Origin of the sequence: Streptomyces sp. NPDC002476, from assembly GCF_042889785.1 — a bacterium.
In the GTDB taxonomy this organism is placed as follows: Bacteria; Actinomycetota; Actinomycetes; order Streptomycetales; family Streptomycetaceae; genus Streptomyces.
In genome coordinates this window covers 409,278-427,444 of record NZ_JBIARH010000001.1, presented here as the reverse complement: position 1 = coordinate 427,444, position 18,167 = coordinate 409,278, and the positions used below count along the sequence as shown (strand labels likewise).

The following is an 18,167-nucleotide window of genomic DNA, read 5'->3' as shown; positions in this document are numbered from 1 at the left end:
GGTGAGGCGCGCACCGGCCCGCGCGGGGCCGTACCGCCCCGCCCGGACCCGGGCGGGGCAAACCTTGCCGGGTGCGGCACTAGTGCCGCGGCAGGCTACGTTTGCCCGTCAAGGAGCGGCGTGGGGTGCGTGCTCTCGGTGTGCCGGCCGGAAGTCCTTGTACTGGACGTACTTGGGCTTTCGGCTGGTGCAGCGAGAGCGCGTGCCCGACGTCGCGACGGGGCAAACGTTGCCTGATGCGGCACTAGCGCGTGCCCGGGTAGCCGATCAGATGCGGGCGGTCCTTCTCGTCGGTCCAGCGGAACAGTCCCACACCGTCCGACGTCACCGCGCCCGGAACCCGCACGTTCGACGGCAGGGCGCCCGTGGAGCCGCTCCTGACCGCGACCGCGACGGGGGCGCCGCCACCGGCCAGCACGTCCCCCGCGTTGCGCGCGCTCGCCGCGCCGTACGCGATGCCCTCGTCGTTCACCGACACCAGGGTCAGCGGTTTCGAGCCGTCCGTGCCCTCGAAGCAGAAGCCCCGGTGCGTCACCAGATCGAAGGCGAGCGGCCCGGCCACCACGGAACCGGCCGAGGGGGCGGCGGCGAGCTGTGGGTACTGGCCCGGCTTTATCGCGGGCTTGCTGCACTCCACCGAGGCGAGCGCCTTGCCCGTCTCCAGGTCGTGCACCGTCCACAGGTCGTGCGTGGCGGCGCGCTTCGCGCCCTTCGCGAGCTGCCACTTCGCCAGCAGCAGGCCCCGGATCACCGACGTAGGGATCCCGCTGCGGCGGTCGGTGCCCTTGGGCGCGACATCGCGGCTGAACCAGCCGTCCTGCACCCAGAACTCCTTGGAGCCGCTGACCAGCAGGCCCTTCTGTGCCAGCCCGCGCACCTCCGTGAGCTGCTTGCAGGCGGGGCAGCCCTTCGGATACTTCAGCTGCGCGGCCGTGACCTGCGACACCCGGCCGGTCGCCGGGTCGACCACCGCGCTGTTCGTCCGGCCGTCGCTGATGAGGATGCCGGGGCCGGTGGCGGAGACCGTCGGGACGGTGCTCCACGGCACCTCGACGCGCCTCCGGGAGCCGTCCTGCGCGTTGTAGACGTCCATCGAGACGATCGTGTCGGCGGGGGTCAGCGCGTTCTCGCCGACCTTTCCGTACGACCACGTCACGAAGTACTCCCGGTCGTCCGCGGTGGCCGTCAGGAGCCTCGGGAAGCGCTGCGGGGACGGCGGACGCCAGCTCTCCCCGTGCCAGCCGGACTGCCCGGTCTTCGAGTCGATGGTCCGCAGCTGGAACTTGGTGTCCGAGACCCGCACGAGGTAGGCGAGACGGCCCGTCTCCCGGGAGATCGCATGGTCGGGCGAGGTGCCGACCAGCTCCCAGCCGTGCTCCGTCTCGAACGCGGAGGGGACGGTGAGCTGCGTCACCGGTGTCGCACTCGTCTTGACCTTTTTGTCCGCTTTACCGTCCTTTTTCCCGCCGCTGCCGCACGTGGCCAGCAGAAGCAGCATGGCAAGCACGAGCACTCCGCCGACCAGAACCAGGCGCACGATCTTCTGTCTCATGGTGTCCCTCGATGGGCAATCCCGACCTCGCGGCCGTCAGAGTAGCAACACGCGTAGCGCTCGCGGCAGTTCGTGAGGACCGCTGTTCTCCGCAGTTTCCGGGCCGTAGGCCCTGTCTTCCCGGGCCGTAGGCCCTGTCGTCACACTGCCGCCCGCTGTGCGACGCCCGGCCGCGCACGCTCGCGGCGTTGTCGGAGCCGTCCTCGTGCGTCCGGTACGAGGACGGTCCTCCGCCTTGCGGTCGATGGGGTCTCCCCTGTTCGGGCAGGACCGAGAACCCGGGGAAGCACCGGACGCCGCACGGCCCGGCCCCCGGCCGGACGACGGCGGTGTGACGGCAGGGCCCGGCCGGTTCGTCACCTCCGCCTACAATTCGCCGGTGAATGCCACCCTCTCCACCGCGGAAGCCCTGCGCACCGCACTGGCCGGACTGCTCGACGGACTGCCGCCCAAGCAGGCCGCCCAGGCCGTCGACCGGCTCATCGCCAACTACCGTGGGAACACCCCCACCCACGCCCCGGTGCTCCGCGACCGCTCCGACGTGGCTGCCTACGCCGCGTACCGGATGCCCGCGACCTTCGAGGCGGTACGGTCCGCCCTCGACGCGCTCCGGGTGGCGGCCCCGGACTGGGCGCCCGCCACGCACACCGACATCGGCGGCGGCACCGGAGCGGCGAGCTGGGCGGTGGCGGGGACCTGGGAGGGTACGCGGACGACCGTGCTGGACTGGGCGGAGCCCGCCCTCGACCTCGGCCGTGAGCTGGCGGCCGCCTCCGGCATCCCCGCCCTGCGCGCCGCCGAATGGCGCCGGGAGCGGATCGGCGCGGATCTCGGACTCGCCCCCACCGACCTCGTCACCGTCTCGTACGTGCTCAACGAGCTGACGGCACCGGTCCGGGCCGCCCTCGTCGACTCCGCCGCCGCGGCGGCGCGGGCGGTGGTGATTGTCGAGCCGGGCACCCCCGACGGGTACGCCCGGATCATCGAGGCCCGGGACCGGCTGATCGCCGCCGGGCTGACGGTTGCCGCGCCCTGCCCGCACAGCGACGCCTGCCCCATAGAACCGGGCACCGACTGGTGCCACTTCTCGGCCCGGGTCAGCCGCTCCTCGCTGCACCGGCAGATCAAGGGCGGCTCGCTGCCGTACGAGGACGAGAAGTTCAGCTACGTCGCGGCGACCCGGTTCGAGACGGCTCCCGCCCCGGCGCGCGTCGTCCGCAGGCCGCAGATCCGCAAGGGACAGGTGCTGCTGGACCTGTGCACCCGTGACGAGGCGCTGCGCCGGGCCACGGTCACCAAGCGGCACGGCGAGCTCTACCGGGCCGCCCGGGACGCCGCGTGGGGCGACGCGTGGCCGCCGGACGGATCGGACGACGGACAGGACGACTGAGAGCCGCGCGGACGAAGGTTGGCGGACGGGACGACTGAGAGCCGCACGGACGACAGGTGGCGGACGACCGGAACCCCCCGGTCGTCCGCCACCCGCGCGGTTCCCGCGGCTATCCGCGCAGCTCCTGGGTGCAGCACTTCACGCTGCCGCCGCCCTTCAGCAGCTCGCTCAGATCCATCGGTACCGGCTCGTAGCCGCGTTCCCGCAACGGCTGGAAGAGTCCCGTCGCGGCCTGCGGAAGCAGCACGTGCAGCCCGTCGCTCACCGCGTTCAGGCCGAGCGCCGCCGCGTCCGCCTCCTCGGCGATCAGCGCGTCGGGGAAGAGGCGTGCCAGCACCGCCCGGCTGCCGGGCGAAAAGGCGTCCGGGTAGTACATGATCTCGTCGCCCGCCTCGTCCAGCACGGACAGGGCCGTGTCCAGGTGGTAGTAGCGCGGATCAACCAGGTCGAGACCGATCACCGGGCGGCCGAAGAACTCCTGCGCCTCGTCGTGCGACAGCGGACTGGACCGGAAGCCCCGTCCGGCCAGCAGGTACGACGCGGTGACCGCGAAGTCGCCCTCGCCCTCGTTCACGTGCGCCGGCTCGTGGATCTCGGTGAACCCGGCCGCGCGGAACCACTCGCGGTGGGCGGCGGCCTCCCCGTACCGCTCCCGGTACGCGAACCGCGCCCCCAGCACCCGGCCGTCGACGACGGTGGCGCCGTTGGCGGCGAAGACCATGTCGGGCAGGTCGGGGCGGGGTGTGAGCAGCTCCACCGTGTGCCCGAGAGCGCGGTAGCGGTCCCGCAGGTCCTCCCACTGGGTCTGGGCCAGCCGGAGGTCGACGGGCTTGCCGGGATCCATCCACGGATTGATGGAGTACGTCACCCGGAAGTGCGCCGGAGGGCACATCAGGTAACGGCGGGGCATGGCCCGACGACCGGGGGCGTGGCGCGGGGCGCCCCGGTGGAGGGGGGTGGTGTCCGGGTGGTTCGTGGGCAATGAAGGCTCCTCACGAAACGCAGGGGTCGCCTGCCGGGTACGTCGCACGGGTGCGTGCGTGAGCCCATGGTCCGCTTTCCGCGGGCGGTGCGCAGTGATCCGATCGGGTGGTTCCGCACGGTGGCCGGGGACGCGATGCGACGATACGTATCGACTCGTACCGTCGTCAGATCGGGCGTCATGACAGACAAGCGTTCCCCCGACTCCAGCCGTCGCAGCGAGCGCTCGCGCCGTGCGATCCACGACGCGGCGCTCGCCCTGGTCGGCGAGGTCGGCTACCGGGCCACCACCATCGAGGCCATCGCCGCGCGGGCGGGCGTCGGCAAGCAGACGATCTACCGGTGGTGGCCGTCCAAGGCGGCCGTGCTCCTGGAGGCGTTCGTGGCGCTCGGCGAACGGTCCGGACGGCAGGGCGAGGGCCACGGAGAGGGCCGCGGGAGCGATGCGGCCGGCGGGGCCGTTACGGCCGGGGAGCGGGGCTTTCCGGACACCGGAGATCTGGCGGCCGACCTCAGGACCGTCATGCGGGCCACCGTCGACGAGCTGACCGACCCCGCCTTCGAGGCGCCGACCCGGGCACTGGCCGCCGAGGGCATCGTCGATCCCGAGCTCGGTGCCGCGTTCGTCCAGAAGCTGCTCGAACCGGGGCTCCGGCTGTACGAGGCGCGGCTGCGCGCCGCCCAGGAGGCCGGCCGGGTGCGCGCCGACGCCGACCTGCGGATCGCCCTGGAACTCCTCGTCGGCCCGCTCACGCACCGCTGGCTGCTGCGCACCCTTCCGCTGACCCACGCCTACGTGGACGCGGTCGTCGACCACGCCCTGCGCGGCCTGGAGGAGCCCTGAAGCATGCCCATCATTTCGTAGCAAAAAGTGCCATAGTGACCGGTTCCTCGTGGTGTTTCCCGTACCCCGCTTCGGAACTCCGGCCACCTGAGGCGCAGGATGGTGGGACGATGGGCAGAGGCAACTGAGGTGAGGGGATAGATGGGCGCCGATTTCGGCCGTAGTCGCGGCTCAGCGAGCAAGATTTCCCAATGGCTCCGCCGCCGACCCAAACCACAGCAGAGCGAGGTCGACGACACCGCCCGGGAGGCGCTGCTCCTGGCCGTGGCCGACGCCGGAATGCCGATCGCGCCCGCGGCCCACCCGGTCGGCTACCGATGCTCGTGCGAACGCATCGGCTGCCCCACGCCCGCCCGGCACCCCGTCTCCTTCGCCTGGCAGACCCAGGCCACCACCGACCGCGCCCAGATCGAGCGCTGGACCCGCAACCAGCCGCAGGCCAACTTCATCACCGCGACCGGCATGATCCACGACGTGCTCGACGTGCCGCTGTCCGCGGGGGAGCAGGCCCTGGAGCGACTGCTCGCCGCGGGCGTCGAGGTCGGGCCCGTCGCCCGGTCCGGCGACGACCGGATGCTGTTCTTCACCGCCACCCGGGGCACCCCCGAGGACGAGGACGAGTGGTGGCCCTGCGAGCTGGACTGCCACCCCGAGACCATGGACGAGCATCCGGGACTGCGCTGGCACTGCCGCGGCAGCTACGTTCTGCTGCCGCCGGCCATGCTCCCCGCGGAGCTGGACGTGCGATGGGTGCGCGGACCGGAGCATCCGCTGCCCGATCCGCTCACGCTGCTGGGAACGCTCACGGACGCCTGCGCCCAGTACGCGGACGCGGCGGATCAGAACGAACTCGATCACGGCTCGGTGGCCTGGCCACTGAGCCGTTAGGGCGTGTTTCGACAGTCCCGTCCGGCCCGCGACGCCTGGCACGGCGCCTCGCCACGTTGTCGGGATCGTCCACGTACACCCAGTACGTGGACGACCCTCCGCCTTGCGATGCACCGCACCGGACGCCGCAGGCCCCGCCCTTCGGGCGGACGACGCTACTTTCGAAACACGCCCTAGGGCCTGCCGGGCTCCCGGGCCCCGGACTCCGTACCGCCGGGACCCGTCAGGAGCCCTTCGCCGACGTCAGACCCGGCAACCGGTTCAGCACGACCACCTTGCTGTCGCCCGCGCCCTTCTTCGGCACGTACACCAGCTGACCGGACACCCGCTCCTTGGTGAGGGTCGACTTCACCTCGCCCGTCAGCAGCGCCTCCACGTCCGCGTTGAGTGGCGGGCGCAGCCCCTTCGCGGCGGTCTGCCGTTCGAAGTGCTTGCTGCTGAAGAAGACCAGCGCCCCGCCGTCGTCCGTCTCCAGGCCCAGGGGAGCGAACGTGCCGGTGTCCAGCGGCTGGTCGACGTACTGGTACGAGAAGCCGGGACGCCGGGTGGTGCGGCGCGCCTCGCGCCAGCCGGAGGTGGAGTCGCCGGGGGCGAACACGTCCGGGGTGCCCTTCTGGAGGTACTCCGTGTACCGGGTGCTCAGGTCCTCGGGTGCCACGGCGAGGCCGGCGTCGTCCGATGCCACCGGCCGGGCAAGGCCGTCGTCGTCCTTCGCGAACCGGGGCAGCCGCGAGGGCGCGACCACCGCCAGATAGGAGGTCCGCCACCCCGCGTCGGGGCCGGACCTGACGAAGACGAGCAGCCAGCGGGTGTCGAGCTTCCCGTTGTCCTCGTCGCGGTTGGAGTCCGTGTCCGCGACGAACCAGCGCGGCCAGCCGGCCTTCTTCGGGATGAGGTAGGTGGCGTCGGTCAGTTCCAGCGGCGTGTGCCGGGCGTTGCCGTCCGGGTTGTTCTTCCGGCGTGCCTTCAGACCGGCCTGGTTGATCGCGCCGAGCGGGCCGGCGACCCGGTCCGCGTCGAGGGCCGGGTCGTACGCCTTGTCCGCCGCGTTGTACGCGTCGGTGAAGTCCTTCAGAGCCTGTGCGGCCTCAGCCCTGGTTGCCGCCGGCACCACTTCCAGCTCGCCGTGCACCGTCACGCACCCGCTCGCCGTCACGCACAGCACCGTCGCCGCCGCCGTGAGCCCCGTCGTCCGCCGAATCGGCCCCAGACTTCTCATCCGTTGCTTTCCGCGCCTTCTGATCCGTCGCCCGCACTGACCGTCCGAACCCTACCGGGGCGAGGAACAGGACGAGAGTGGGGATCAGATACGCGAACCACACGATGACTTGGAGAACGGTCGGGTCCGGCTGGAAGTTGAACGTCCCCTTCAGCAGCGTGCCGTACCAGCTGTCCGGCGGAATCGCGCCGCTGACGTCGAACGCGAGGTTGTGCAGGCCCCCGATGAACTCGGCCTCCTGGAGGTCGTGGACGCCGTACGCGAGGACGCCCGCGGCGACGACGACCAGCATGCCGCCGGTCCAGGTGAAGAACTTCGACAGGTTGATCCTGAGCGCGCCCCGGTAGAACAGCCAGCCCAGCACGACGGCCGCGGCGATCCCGAGGAGCGCGCCGACCATCGGGTGCCAGCCGTCGTCCGCCGCGTGCACCGCGCGCCACACGAACAGCGAGGTCTCCAGGCCCTCGCGGCCCACCGCGAGAGCCGCCGTGGCGACCAGGGCGCCGGTCCCCATCGCGAGCGCCGCGTCCAGCTTGCCGTGCAGCTCCGTCTTCAGGTGCCGGGCGGTGCGCCGCATCCAGAACACCATCCAGGTGACCAGGCCGACCGAGAGGATCGACAGCGAACCGCCGAGCGCCTCCTGCGCCTTGAACGTCATCTCCTGCGAGCCGAATTCGAGGCCCGCGCCGAACGCCAGGCTGATGAAGACCGCGATGCCGACGCCGGTCCAGATCGGCACCAGCTTGTCCCTGTTGCCGGTCTTCACCAGATAGGCGATGAGGATGCAGACGACCAGGCTGGCCTCAAGACCCTCGCGCAGGCCGATCAGAAAGTTGCTGAACACGTCTTGGTTCTCCTGTTCCGCTGTTCCGCTTCGGATCCCGTCACGAGATCCGCTCCGGGTCCCGTCACGGAACCCGCTCCGGGTCCCGTCACGAGAACAGCGCCCGGCCCCACCAGTCGTCCTTGCCGCGGACGCCCGGCGGGACGGCGAAGTGCGCCGAACCCACGTGCTGGATGTACTCGTTGAGCGCGTCGTGCGCCGCCAGGCGGCGCTGCATCGGGATGAACGCCTTGCGGGAGTCGCGCTGGTAGGCGATGAAGAACAGCCCGGCGTCGAGCCGGCCGAGGCCGTCGGTGCCGTCGGTGAACGAGTACCCGCGGCGCAGGATCGTCGCACCGTCGTTGCTGTCCGGGTGGGCGAGCCGCACATGGGCGGTCGGCAGCATCGCCTTCAGGAACGGCTGGTCGTGCTCCTTGGACTTGCCGACCGCGGCGCCCTCGCCCTTGTCGCGGCCGAAGATGTCCTCCTGCTCCTGGAGCGGGGCCCGGTCCCAGGTCTCGATGTGCATCCGGATGCGCCGGGCCACCAGGTACGAACCCCCGGTCATCCAGCCCGCGTCGTCGTCCTTCTCACCGACCCAGACATGCTTGTCCAGGGCGGCGGTGTCGGTGCCGGAGATGTTCCGGGTGCCGTCCTTGAAGCCGAACATGTTGCGCGGGGTCTGGGCGTCCGGCGTGGTCGAGGACGTCTTGCCGAAGCCGAGCTGGGACCAGCGGATCGCGATGCGGCCCATGCCGATCCTGGCCAGGTTGCGGATGGCGTGGACCGCGACCTGCGGGTCGTCCGCGCACGCCTGGACGCAGATGTCGCCGCCACTGCGGGCCGTGTCGAGGTTGTCACCGGAGAACTTCGGCAGGTCGACGAGCGCCGCGGGGCGCTTGTCCTCCAGGCCGAACCGGCCCTCGGCGAAGAGCGAGGGGCCGAAGCCGATGGTGAGGGTGAGCCGGGACGGCTTGAGCCCCAGGGCCTCACCGGTGTCGTCCGGCGGCGCCTCGGCCGGGCCGCCGTACGCGCCGTCACCGACCGCGTGACCGGCCGTCATCCGCTCGGCCGCCCGGGTCCACTCCTTGAGCAGAGAGACCAGTTCGGCGCGGTCCTTCGTCGTCACGTCGAACGCGGCGAAGTGCAACCGGTCCTGCACGGCGGTGGCGATGCCCGCCTGGTGCGCCCCGTGGAACGGTACGGCCGCACCGCTGTCGGCGGCCGGCGTCGCGTCGCTCTCCGGCCGGATCGCGGCCATCGCGCCACCGGCCGCGGCCGCGCCGAGCGCCAGTCCGGCGCCGCCCCAGCCGAGCAGGGCCCGGCGGGACGGTGCGGGGCCGGCGGGAGCCGCCCCGGTGTCGTCGCCGTTCCGCTTCTGATCGGACATCCCGGTCACTCCCGTCCGCTCCTGCTTCCGCCTGATCCTGTTTCCGTCCGCCGCTACTTCGTCACCGCCGCGGCCAGCTTGGACAGAGGCTCGGCCAGCGCGTTCACCGCGTCCGACAGCTCCTTGCGGTCCGCCTTGCCGACCTTGTCGTACGAGGTGAACTCGTACGAGGACTTGTCCTCGCGGTACTTGTCCAGCAGCGTGTTCAGCTCGGCGAACCGCTTGTCCAGGGCGGCGGTCAGCGTCGGGTCGTTCTTCGAGGCGATCGGCTTCAGCAGCTGGTAGGACTTCTCCGCGCCCTCGACGTTGCCCTTGAAGTCGACCAGGTCGGTGTGGCTGTAGCGCTCCTCCTCACCGGTGACCTTGCCGGTGGCGACCTCGTCGAGGAGTTCCTTGGCGCCGTTGGCCATCGAGGTCGGGGTGATCTCCGCGGTGCCGACCCGCTTCTGCCAGTCGACCAGATCCTTGTAGAGGACCGGGGCCAGGGCCTTCTCCTCGGCGCCCAGCTTCTTGTCCTGCCACAGTGCCTTCTCCAGACGGTGCCAGCCGGTCCACTTCTGCCCGGCCTCCAGGCCGTCCTCGCGGATGTCGACCTTCGGGTCGATGTCGCCGAACGACTCGGCGACCGGCTCGGTGCGCTCCCAGCCCAGCCGCGAGTCGGCGTAGAGCTTCTTGGCGGTCTCGATGTCACCGGCGGCGACGGCGTCCGTGAACTTCTTGGCCTTCGGCAGCGTCTCGTCCGCCTGCGCCTGGACGTAGGTGCGGTACTCCGCGACGGCCTTGTCCATCTCGGGGCTGCGCTTGGCCGCGTTGGCGCCGGTGACCTCGATCTTCTGCCGGATGCCGTGGCCCTTCATGCCCGGCTTGCAGGCGATCTCGTACGAACCGGCCTTGATCTCGGCCGTGATGTTCGCCTTGGTGCCGGGGCCGATGTTCTCGCGCTCGGCGACGATGCGGTCGTCCGGGAACAGGACGTAGACCTCGGTGACCTTGGAGCCCTTGTTCTGCACGGCCAGTTCGACGTGACCGGCCGGCACCTTCGTCTTCGACACCTCGCAGGCGTCGTCCTTCGCGACGACCTGCACGGCGCCGTCGCCCTTGCCGTCGCTCTTCTGCGCACAGCCCGTGACGGCGGTCAGGGCCGCCACGCCGGCGGCAGCGGTGACGACGGAGAGACGAACGGCTCGCATACGAGGCTCCACAAGAGGATGAAGGGGAAGCGGGGGGAAGAACGGACAAAGGCAGGTGAGGCAGACCTAACTTAGTCGAGGCTTACCTGTCCGGTACCCGCTTGGGCCGTGATTCACCTCTCACCTCGGCCCCGCGGATACGAACCGGTCACGGCTGCGCCATGGGCGTCTCCCGCAATGGTCAAGAGAAGGTCAAGGGTCCGCGTCGGGCGGCCGGGCCCGCCGGACGAACCGCCCGGCGGGCCGGGGCCCGACCGGAGCCGGCCGGGCCGATGGGACGGGCGGCCCCGGCCGCTCAGGCCGCTCCCGTCGAGCGGTCCGGTACGACGAGCGGCACCCCGGTCCGCGGATGCGGGAACACCTCGACCGGCTGCCGGTAGACCTCGCCGAGCAGCTCCCCGGTGAACACTTCGACGGGCGGGCCCGCCACCGCGATCCGCCCGCCGTGCAGCACGGCCGCCCGGTCCGCGTACGCGGCCGCCAGGTCCAGATCGTGCAGCACCACGACGACCGCGTCCCCGGCCGCGGCCCGCTCCCGGCAGATCCGCAGCACCAGCTCCTGGTGGCGCAGGTCGAGGGCGGCGGTCGGCTCGTCGAGCAGCAGCAGCGGGGCGCGCTGCGCCAGCACCCGGGCCAGCGCGACCCGGGCCCGCTCCCCGCCGGACAGCGCGGAGAAGGGGCGCGCGGCGAACTCGGCGACCTCGGTGGCCGCCATCGCCGCGGCGACGGCCGGATCGTCCTCGTCCGCCCGCTGCGTCCCGGCCCACGGCGCCCGGCCCATCCGGACCACGTCCGCCACCGGGAACGGGAAGGACAGCGCGGCGGTCTGCGGCAGCACCGCCCGGCGCAGGGCCAGTTCGGCGGCGGACCAGTCGGTCACCGGGCGCCCGTCGATCCGTATCCCGCCGTTCTCGGCGGGCAGATCGGCGGCCAGCGCCGCCAGCAGCGTCGACTTCCCCGCCCCGTTGGGCCCGACCAGCGCGAGCACCTCGCCCGCGTGCGCGGTCAGATCGATGGAGTCGAGCACCGTCCGCTGCCCCAGCCGCACCCGCAGCCCGTGCGCCTCGACGGCGGCGGCGCCGGGGGAGAGGGGGCCGGGCAGCCGGCGCCCCCGCGCCCGGAACGGATTCCTCGGCACCTTCATGCCCGACCACCTCGCCCCTGGCGGTCCACCGGTGTCGTCCTCATGCCCAACCACCTTGCCTGCGACGGGTCCTGCGCAGCAGCCAGAAGAAGAACGGGCTGCCGAAGAGTGCGGTCAGCACGCCGAGCGGCAGCTCGGCGGGATCGGCCACGGTACGGGCCGCGAGATCGCCCACCACCAGGACGAGGGCACCGCCCAGCGCACTGCCGGGAACGAGGAAGCGGTGCCCCGGACCGTTCGCCATCCGCAGCAGATGCGGCACCAGCAGCCCCACGAACGAGATGATCCCGGCGACCGCCACCGCCGCGGCCGTCAGCAGCGCCACCACCAGCACGAGCGTGACCCGCAGCCGCTCGACGTCGACCCCCAGGTGCCGGGCGGGCCGCTCGCCCAGCGCGAGGAGGTCCAGCTTGCGTGCGTAGAACGGCGCGACGAGCAGCCCCAGCACCGCGCACGGCAGCACCGCGAGCACCTTCGGCCAGGTCGCCTGCGCCAGGGAGCCCAGCTGCCAGAAGGTGATCTGGGAGATCTGCGCGTTGTCGGCGAAGAAGACGAACAGCCCGATCAGCGCTCCCGCGAAGGCGTTGACCGCGATCCCGGTGAGGATCAGCGTCACCACCTCGGTGCGCCCGTTCGACCGCGACAGCGCGTACACCAGCAGGACCGTCCCGAGTCCGGCGACGAACGCGCAGACGGTGATGGTCCAGTTGCCGAAGAAGGTCAGCCCGAGCGCGATCGAGGCGACCGCGCCGACCGCCGCGCCCGAGGAGATCCCGATCACGCCCGGCTCCGCGAGCGGGTTGCCGAACACGCCCTGCATCAGGGCGCCCGCGCAGCCCAGTGACGCCCCGACGAGCAGGGCGAGGACGACCCGCGGCAGCCGTACGTTCCACAGCACGCTCTCGCCGACCCGGTCCAGCGCCGCGCCGCCGAGCCCGAGACGGTGCTGGACGGAGCCGATGACATCACCGAGCGGGATGTTGTACGCGCCGAGCCCGGCGGACAGCAGACAGCCCACCAGGAGGGCGGCGACCAGACCGGTGGTCAGGAGGAAGGCGGTGGAGCGCCGGGGCCTCGCGCGCTCCTGCCCAGGGGCCGCGGGGTCCGCCGGCCGGGCGCGTTCCCCCTGCGGGGCGGTCATGTGCGAGGTCGTCACTCGGCCGTACCGCCCTTCGGGTGGAGCTGGTTGATGAGGTCACCGAGCACCCGGTCGGTGCGCGGCCCGTAGTTCAGCAGCACGCCGTCGTCGATGGAGACGATCCGCCGGTCCATCCCGGCCGGGGTCTCGGCGACGCCCGGGATCTTCACCAGCCCGTCGACGCCGCCCACCGAGTCCAGCCCCTTGCTCATCACCAGGATGGCGTCGGGCGCCGCCTTGGCGAGTGCCTCGCTGGTGATGGCGGTGAAGTCCTTCTTCAGACCGGACGCCTTGCCCGCGTCGACGCCCCCGGCCGCCTCGATGAGCGAACTCGCCCCCGAATCCCGGCCGCCGAGCAGATAGACGGAGGCGGAGCCGCGCAGGTAGAGGAAGGCCACCCGGGGCTTCTTCCCGCCGTCGGCGGGCACGGACTTCTTCACGGCCTCGATCCGCGACCGGGTGCGGGCGTCGAGTTCGGCCCCCGCGTCCGGCACGCCCAGGGCCGCCGCCACGGTCTCGACCCGGCGGCCGACATCGGCGAGTTCCTTGGCCGGGTCGACCACCACGAGCGGGATTCCGGCATCGCGGATCTGGTCGATGGCCTCGGCCGGTCCCGTGGTGGTCTCCGCGAGGACGACGGTGGGCCTGAGCGAGAGCACGCTCTCCGCCGAGACATCGTGAGCCCGGGTCACGACCGGGAGATCCGCCGCCTGTTCGAAGGTGGCGGTGATGTCCCGGGCGACGACCTGCTTGCCGAGGCCGAGCGTGAAGACGATCTCGCTCAGGCCGCCGGTCAGCGGTACGACGCGGTCCGCCGAGGTGATGGTGGTCCGTTTCCCGTCGGCCGACTTCACGGTGACGGGCAGTCGGGGCTTCGGCGTGCCGGGCAGCGGCTCGACCCGGTCGGCGGCGGCCTTCGCGGAGCCCGGGGACTTCGCGGCGGACGTCCCGGCGTCGGTGCCGCCGCAGCCGGTCAGGAGGAGGGTCAGGGCGAGGGCCGCCGTCAGGACCGCGAACGGGCCGCGTGTGCCGGACCGCCGGGCGGAACCGGCGTCCCTCCCGGCACCGAACGGCCCGTCGGCCCCGATGCGTTCGCGTCCCGGCCGCCGGGTGCGCCGCCCCGGTGGCGTGAAGTCCTGCGAGAAGCGCACTGGGGCACCGTCCTGTCGTTCCGCCGCGCGTAGTTGGTCATGGTTCGCGGATCGTGCGGTGGAAGGGGGTACCGCCACACGATCTCCGGATCTTAGGTTAGCCTTACCTGAGTCGCGACGCCATGGGCGGTCACGGCGCCAGATCTCGGAGGGGTCCTCATGCTGTCGTTCCGACCTGCCCGCGTGCCCGGACGGGCGCTCACGGTCGCGCTGTTCGCGGCGCTGCTCGGAGCCCTGCTCCCGGCCACCGCCGCCCAGGCGGCGAGCCGCACGGTGCAGGGCGGCCGGCTCGACTGGGGCATCAAGTCGTCGTTCCAGAGCTATGTCACCGGCCCCGTCGCGCACGGGAGCTGGAGCCTGACCGGCGGCGCCGCCACGGTCGGCGGCAGCCGGTTCCGCTTCCACTCGGCCACCGGTTCCTACGATCCGGCGACCGGTGCCTTCAGTGCGGGCTTCTCCGGCGGGGTCCGCTTCGTCGGACACCGCAAGGCGGACGGCGGCGACGAACTGGACCTCTCCATCAGCCACCCCACCGTCCGGATCACCGGCGGCCGGGGCACGCTCCATGCCGACATGGTCAGCAAGGAACGGGGGACCGGCCGGGTCACGTCCGCCGCGCAGGTGCCGCTCGCGACGCTCGGGCTGTCCGGGATCGACATGAGGGGCGGCACCACCCCCATCACCCTCACCGACGTCCCGGCGACCCTGACGGCGCAGGGCGCGAAGGCGTTCGCCGGCTACTACACGGCCGGTACGCCGCTCGACCCGGTCAGCCTCTCCGTGGACACCTCCGCCCCGGCGGGGAAGCCGGACACGGGCGCCTCCCCGGGGAAGGCCGACGACAGGGCCGGCAAGGCGAAGAAGACCGAGAAGGCCGCGGGACGTGTCGAGGACGCCGCCGTCGACTGGGGCGTGCGCCGCACCTTCCGCGAGTACGTCACCGGCTCCGTCGGCAAGGGCAGGTGGACCCTCGCCGACGGCGCGCAGGACGGCGGCGCGCTCTTCCGGTTCCCGCACGGCAAGGGCACGTACGACCCGAAGAAGCAGACCCTGGACGCCCGGTTCGCGGGCAGCGTCCGCTTCACCGGCGCCGACGGGCTGGACCTGGAACTCTCCTCGGTCGCGGTCCGGGTGACGGACGGCAAGGGCACGCTCTCGGCCGACGTGCGCGGCGACGGCGAGCCGAAGAAGGCCGTCCCGCTGGTCACCTTCGGCGCGAAGGACTTCGCGCCGAAGAACGGTCTCGCCGTGCTCACCGAGGCGCCCGCGACCCTCACGGCCGACGGCGCCGGGGCGTTCGGCTCGCTCTACAAGGCGGGCACCGCGATGGACCCGGTCTCCCTGGCCGTCGCCGTCGACCGCGGCGCCGAACTCCCCGCCCTGCCCGACCTGGGCAGCGACCCCGCCCCGTCGCCCTCGCCGACGAAGAAGACCACCGCCGCGTCCGCGCCGGACACCGGCTCCGACGCGGGCTCCCGCACCGGGCTGTACCTCGGCGCCGGAGGCGCGGGCGTCCTGGCCGTCGCGGCCGGTGCGTTCTGCCTCGCCCGTCGCCGCGGCGCCCCGCAGCAGAACAGCTGACCCCTGTTTCACCCCCGTACCTCACCCCCCGAGGAGACCGCCCACCATGGCAGCCACCCGCCGCCCCATAGCCCTCGCCGCCGCCGTCGCCACGGCGACAGCCCTCGGCGCGACCGCCTTCGCCCTCCCGGCGCTCGCCGCCGACGCCGCCGCCCCCGGCCGCGCGACCGCCTTCGCCCTCCCGGCGCTCGCCGCCGACGCCGCCGCCCCCGGCCGCGCGACCGCCGGCGCGCCCACGCTGGACCTGAAGGACGGCACGCTGGAATGGGGCGTCAAGGCGTCCTTCCGCACGTACCTGGCCTCGCCGTTCTCCGGCGGGAGGATCACCGTCGAGGACGGGGCCACCCAGGCGCCCGGCAACGGAGCATTCACCTTCGTCGACGGCAAGGGCACCTACGACACCACCACGCACGGCACCCGCACCGCCTTCGGGGGCGGCGTCAACTTCTACGCCCACGGCGGCGTCCTCGACATCACGCTGTCGGACGTGAAGCTCTCCACCACCCGCACCGGCGGCGCGATCACCGTCGATGTCACCACCCCGGAAGGCACCCGCGACGACGTGGAGTTCGCCTCTCTCGACCTGACGGGCGTGAAGCCCGGACAGGGCGAGGGCGGCGCGATGGTCTTCAAGGACATCCCGGCGACCCTGACGAAGGCCGGCTCCGAGGCGTTCAACGGCCAGTACAAGGAGGGCGACGAGCTCGACCCGGCCACGCTCTCGGTGAAGGCGGGCGCGGCCCCGACCACGGAACCGACCGGGGAACCGACCACCGAGCCCACCGAGGAACCGACCAAGGAGCCGACGACCGAGCCCACCAGGGAGCCGACGGCCGAGCCGAGCGGCAAGCCCACGTCGCCCACTTCCCCGTCCCCGTCGGCCACCGGCAAGCCGGGCACCGACGAGCCGGCCGCCGAGACCGGCGCGATCCTCGACGGCACCCTGGACTGGGGCGTCAAGAAGTCGTTCCGTACCTACGTCACCGGGCCCGTCGCGCACGGCAAGGTGGAGACGACGGGCGGTGCCGCCGCGTCCGGCGACGGCTACCGCTTCCCCGACTCCACCGGCGACTTCGACGCCGCGAAGCAGACCCTGACCGCCGGGTTCGGCGGCAAGGTCCGCTTCCTGGGTCACGAGGAGAACGGGGCGTACACCCTCGACCTCTCCCTCACCGGCCTGGAGGTCCAGGTGAGCGGTGGCAGGGGCAGGCTGATGGCGGACGTCTCCACCAAGGACCGCGAGACCAAGAAGGTCTCCACCTACACCGGCATGGCCATCGCGGACCTGAAGCTGCCCAAGGGCGAACTCGCCGCCGAGAACGGCGTGGTGACCCTCTCCGCCGTCCCGGCGACCCTCACCGCCGACGGCACCAGGGCGTTCGGCGGCATGTACGGCAAGGGCGAGCAGCTCGACCCGCTGACCGTCGCGGTCGCCCTCGACAAGGACGCCGAACTCCCCGGCGCCGCAGGCGGCAGCGGTTCCGGCGGGTCGGCCGGCTCCACCGGTTCCACGGGCCTGGCGGGCGGTTCCGCGTCCCTCGGCGGCGGCAGCGTGGGCGGCGGTTCCGTCGGCGGCTCCGGCGCCCTCGCCTCCACCGGCTCCCACATCCCGACCGGCGCCCTGATCGCCGGAGCGGGCATCGTCGTGGCGACCGGAGCGGGTGTCTTCCTCGCCGCCCGCCGCCGTACCGCCTGACGGCACACGGTCCGAGCGCACCGCCCGGGTGACGGCCCGACCGAAGGCCGTCACCCGGGCGGTGCTTGAATGCGGACGTGAGCGCGAGAACGGGCCGCGGACACCGGTGAAACGGGCCATCGGGGCAACGGCCCCCTGGGCAGTGGCCTCCTGGTCAAGGGGCCGGCGCGGCCGAAGACACCGGACCGGGATCATCGGTCGGTGCCTTCGGCCGCGCCGGTACGAAGGTCCGCGAAGGCCCTGTGCGCGAGGCCCCAAGAGCTGGCCCGTCATCCGTGGTGGACCAGCGCGCGGCGTCGGATGTGGTGCATCGCAAGGCGGAGAGGCATCCGCATACTGGACGTATGCGGATGTTCCGACAATGCGGCGAGGTGCCGCAGCTGTCGTCGCGCGCCCGCCAGGGATTACGGGACAGCCCTTACGCGCTGATCGGGAAAGCCTCGCCCAGCTCCCGGAACACCGCGGTGTTCAGCGCGAACGCGCGCTTGCACTCGTCGACGACACGCTGCTTCTCCAGGTCGTCCGCGTCCAGCGTGTCCAGCAGCTCGCGGTAACCCCGCTTGAACGCGGCGGGGTTGGGGATCTCCTCGAAGACGTAGAACCGGACACCGTCGCCCTTGCGCGCGAAGCCCCAGGCCTTCTCCGCCTTGTCGCGGATGATCTGGCCGCCCGAGAGATCGCCGAGGTAGCGGGTGTAGTGGTGGGCGACATAGCCGGCGGGCCAGGTGCGGGCGCACTCCGCGACCCGCGCCGCGTACGCGGCGGTGGCGGTCAGCGGCTCCAGGCCCTCGCGCCAGTCGGCACCCCGCAGATGGGCCAGGTCGCGCTCCAGCTCGGCGGTGCGCATCAGTTCGGCGCGTATGAACGGGCCGGCGACCGGGTCGTTCCGCAGTGCCCGGCCCCCCTCCTCCAGCGCCCGGTACACGAACCACAGCTGTTCCGTGTAGCGCGTGTACGCGTCCACTCCGAGGCGGCCGCCGAGCAGGTCGCTCATGAAGGTCGAGGTCTCCGCCTCGGTGTGCTGTTCGTGCGACGCCGTGCGGATGAGCGTCGAGAAGGGCGTGACTGCGGCGGTTGCGTCCAAGGCGGGCCTCCGGGGGCCGAGGGGACGGGAAAGTCCTGAAAGAGGCGGACAAAAAGACGGCAGCGACCACGTCTCGGTCCCTGTCGACATCTCCGA

General features: G+C 72.3%; 15 protein-coding genes and 1 pseudogene. 6 read left to right on the top strand and 10 right to left on the bottom strand.

The features are described from left to right. Positions 1-244: 244 nt before the first annotated feature. On the bottom strand, positions 245-1,552 hold the full coding sequence (locus ACFYXM_RS01820; protein ID WP_389285864.1) for a hypothetical protein: 1,308 nt from the start codon (positions 1,550-1,552) through the stop codon (positions 245-247). Between the two features lie 379 nt (positions 1,553-1,931). On the opposite strand from ACFYXM_RS01820, the gene ACFYXM_RS01815 reads away from it, so the two are divergent. Further along, positions 1,932-2,942: a small ribosomal subunit Rsm22 family protein gene (locus ACFYXM_RS01815; protein ID WP_389285862.1), complete on the top strand. Its 1,011-nt coding sequence runs from the start codon at positions 1,932-1,934 to the stop codon at positions 2,940-2,942. Between the two features lie 109 nt (positions 2,943-3,051). Here the strand turns inward: ACFYXM_RS01815 and ddaH are convergent, their stop codons facing one another. Next, a complete protein-coding gene (ddaH, locus tag ACFYXM_RS01810; protein ID WP_389285861.1) occupies positions 3,052-3,924 on the bottom strand; it encodes a dimethylargininase in 873 nt (290 codons plus the stop codon). A 180-nt stretch (positions 3,925-4,104) separates the two neighbouring features. On the opposite strand from ddaH, the gene ACFYXM_RS01805 reads away from it, so the two are divergent. Next, on the top strand, positions 4,105-4,767 hold the full coding sequence (locus tag ACFYXM_RS01805) for a TetR/AcrR family transcriptional regulator (RefSeq protein ID WP_389285859.1): 663 nt from the start codon (positions 4,105-4,107) through the stop codon (positions 4,765-4,767). Between the two features lie 141 nt (positions 4,768-4,908). Further along, positions 4,909-5,655, top strand: a complete 747-nt coding sequence (locus ACFYXM_RS01800; protein WP_389285858.1) for a bifunctional DNA primase/polymerase — start codon at positions 4,909-4,911, stop codon at positions 5,653-5,655. Between the two features lie 223 nt (positions 5,656-5,878). Here ACFYXM_RS01800 and ACFYXM_RS01795 read toward each other — a convergent pair whose 3' ends face one another. From ACFYXM_RS01795 to ACFYXM_RS01765, 7 genes are all read right to left on the bottom strand, one after another. Continuing rightward, positions 5,879-6,811 carry a hypothetical protein gene (locus tag ACFYXM_RS01795; RefSeq protein WP_389285856.1) on the bottom strand — a complete coding sequence of 311 codons (933 nt, stop codon included), beginning with the start codon at positions 6,809-6,811 and terminating at the stop codon, positions 5,879-5,881. Further along, positions 6,744-7,718, bottom strand: coding sequence for an iron uptake transporter permease EfeU (efeU, locus tag ACFYXM_RS01790; RefSeq protein WP_389285855.1), 975 nt, complete (start codon positions 7,716-7,718; stop codon positions 6,744-6,746). The genes ACFYXM_RS01795 and efeU overlap by 68 nt, the downstream gene beginning before the upstream one ends. Before the next feature lie 88 nt (positions 7,719-7,806). Next, positions 7,807-9,087, bottom strand: coding sequence for an iron uptake transporter deferrochelatase/peroxidase subunit (efeB, locus tag ACFYXM_RS01785; RefSeq protein WP_389285854.1), 1,281 nt, complete (start codon positions 9,085-9,087; stop codon positions 7,807-7,809). A gap of 53 nt (positions 9,088-9,140) precedes the next feature. Then, on the bottom strand, positions 9,141-10,277 hold the full coding sequence (efeO, locus tag ACFYXM_RS01780) for an iron uptake system protein EfeO (RefSeq protein WP_389285852.1): 1,137 nt from the start codon (positions 10,275-10,277) through the stop codon (positions 9,141-9,143). A gap of 295 nt (positions 10,278-10,572) precedes the next feature. Next, positions 10,573-11,421, bottom strand: a complete 849-nt coding sequence (locus ACFYXM_RS01775; RefSeq protein ID WP_389285850.1) for a heme ABC transporter ATP-binding protein — start codon at positions 11,419-11,421, stop codon at positions 10,573-10,575. Positions 11,422-11,461: 40 nt separating this feature from the next. Further along, complete coding sequence (locus tag ACFYXM_RS01770) at positions 11,462-12,562, bottom strand: FecCD family ABC transporter permease (protein WP_389285848.1); 1,101 nt, start codon at positions 12,560-12,562, stop codon at positions 11,462-11,464. Positions 12,563-12,573: 11 nt separating this feature from the next. After that, positions 12,574-13,710, bottom strand: a complete 1,137-nt coding sequence (locus ACFYXM_RS01765; protein WP_389285846.1) for a hemin ABC transporter substrate-binding protein — start codon at positions 13,708-13,710, stop codon at positions 12,574-12,576. A 159-nt stretch (positions 13,711-13,869) separates the two neighbouring features. Between ACFYXM_RS01765 and ACFYXM_RS01760 the strand changes: the two genes are divergently transcribed. The 3 genes and pseudogenes from ACFYXM_RS01760 to ACFYXM_RS01750 all read left to right on the top strand — a co-directional run bounded on the left by ACFYXM_RS01760 (position 13,870) and on the right by ACFYXM_RS01750 (position 16,987). Then, positions 13,870-15,291: an HtaA domain-containing protein gene (locus tag ACFYXM_RS01760; RefSeq protein ID WP_389285844.1), complete on the top strand. Its 1,422-nt coding sequence runs from the start codon at positions 13,870-13,872 to the stop codon at positions 15,289-15,291. A 46-nt stretch (positions 15,292-15,337) separates the two neighbouring features. Next, a pseudogene (locus tag ACFYXM_RS01755) lies at positions 15,338-16,003 on the top strand (HtaA domain-containing protein); the annotation flags it as partial. A gap of 216 nt (positions 16,004-16,219) precedes the next feature. Further along, a complete protein-coding gene (locus tag ACFYXM_RS01750) occupies positions 16,220-16,987 on the top strand; it encodes an HtaA domain-containing protein (RefSeq protein WP_389285939.1) in 768 nt (255 codons plus the stop codon). 418 nt (positions 16,988-17,405) lie between these two features. On the opposite strand, the gene ACFYXM_RS01745 is transcribed toward ACFYXM_RS01750, so the two are convergent. Then, positions 17,406-18,071 carry a heme oxygenase (biliverdin-producing) gene (locus ACFYXM_RS01745; protein ID WP_389285842.1) on the bottom strand — a complete coding sequence of 222 codons (666 nt, stop codon included), beginning with the start codon at positions 18,069-18,071 and terminating at the stop codon, positions 17,406-17,408. Between the last annotated feature and the right edge of the window lie 96 nt (positions 18,072-18,167).

Coding starts and splice junctions, on each gene's coding strand:
- ACFYXM_RS01820 (WP_389285864.1), bottom strand. CDS start 1,552: ATGAGACAGAAGATCGTGCGCCTGGTTCTGGTCGGCGGAGTGCTCGTG.
- ACFYXM_RS01805 (WP_389285859.1), top strand. CDS start 4,105: ATGACAGACAAGCGTTCCCCCGACTCCAGCCGTCGCAGCGAGCGCTCG.
- ACFYXM_RS01800 (WP_389285858.1), top strand. CDS start 4,909: ATGGGCGCCGATTTCGGCCGTAGTCGCGGCTCAGCGAGCAAGATTTCC.
- efeB (WP_389285854.1), bottom strand. CDS start 9,087: ATGTCCGATCAGAAGCGGAACGGCGACGACACCGGGGCGGCTCCCGCC.
- efeO (WP_389285852.1), bottom strand. CDS start 10,277: ATGCGAGCCGTTCGTCTCTCCGTCGTCACCGCTGCCGCCGGCGTGGCG.
- ACFYXM_RS01775 (WP_389285850.1), bottom strand. CDS start 11,421: ATGAAGGTGCCGAGGAATCCGTTCCGGGCGCGGGGGCGCCGGCTGCCC.
- ACFYXM_RS01770 (WP_389285848.1), bottom strand. CDS start 12,562: ATGACCGCCCCGCAGGGGGAACGCGCCCGGCCGGCGGACCCCGCGGCC.
- ACFYXM_RS01760 (WP_389285844.1), top strand. CDS start 13,870: ATGCTGTCGTTCCGACCTGCCCGCGTGCCCGGACGGGCGCTCACGGTC.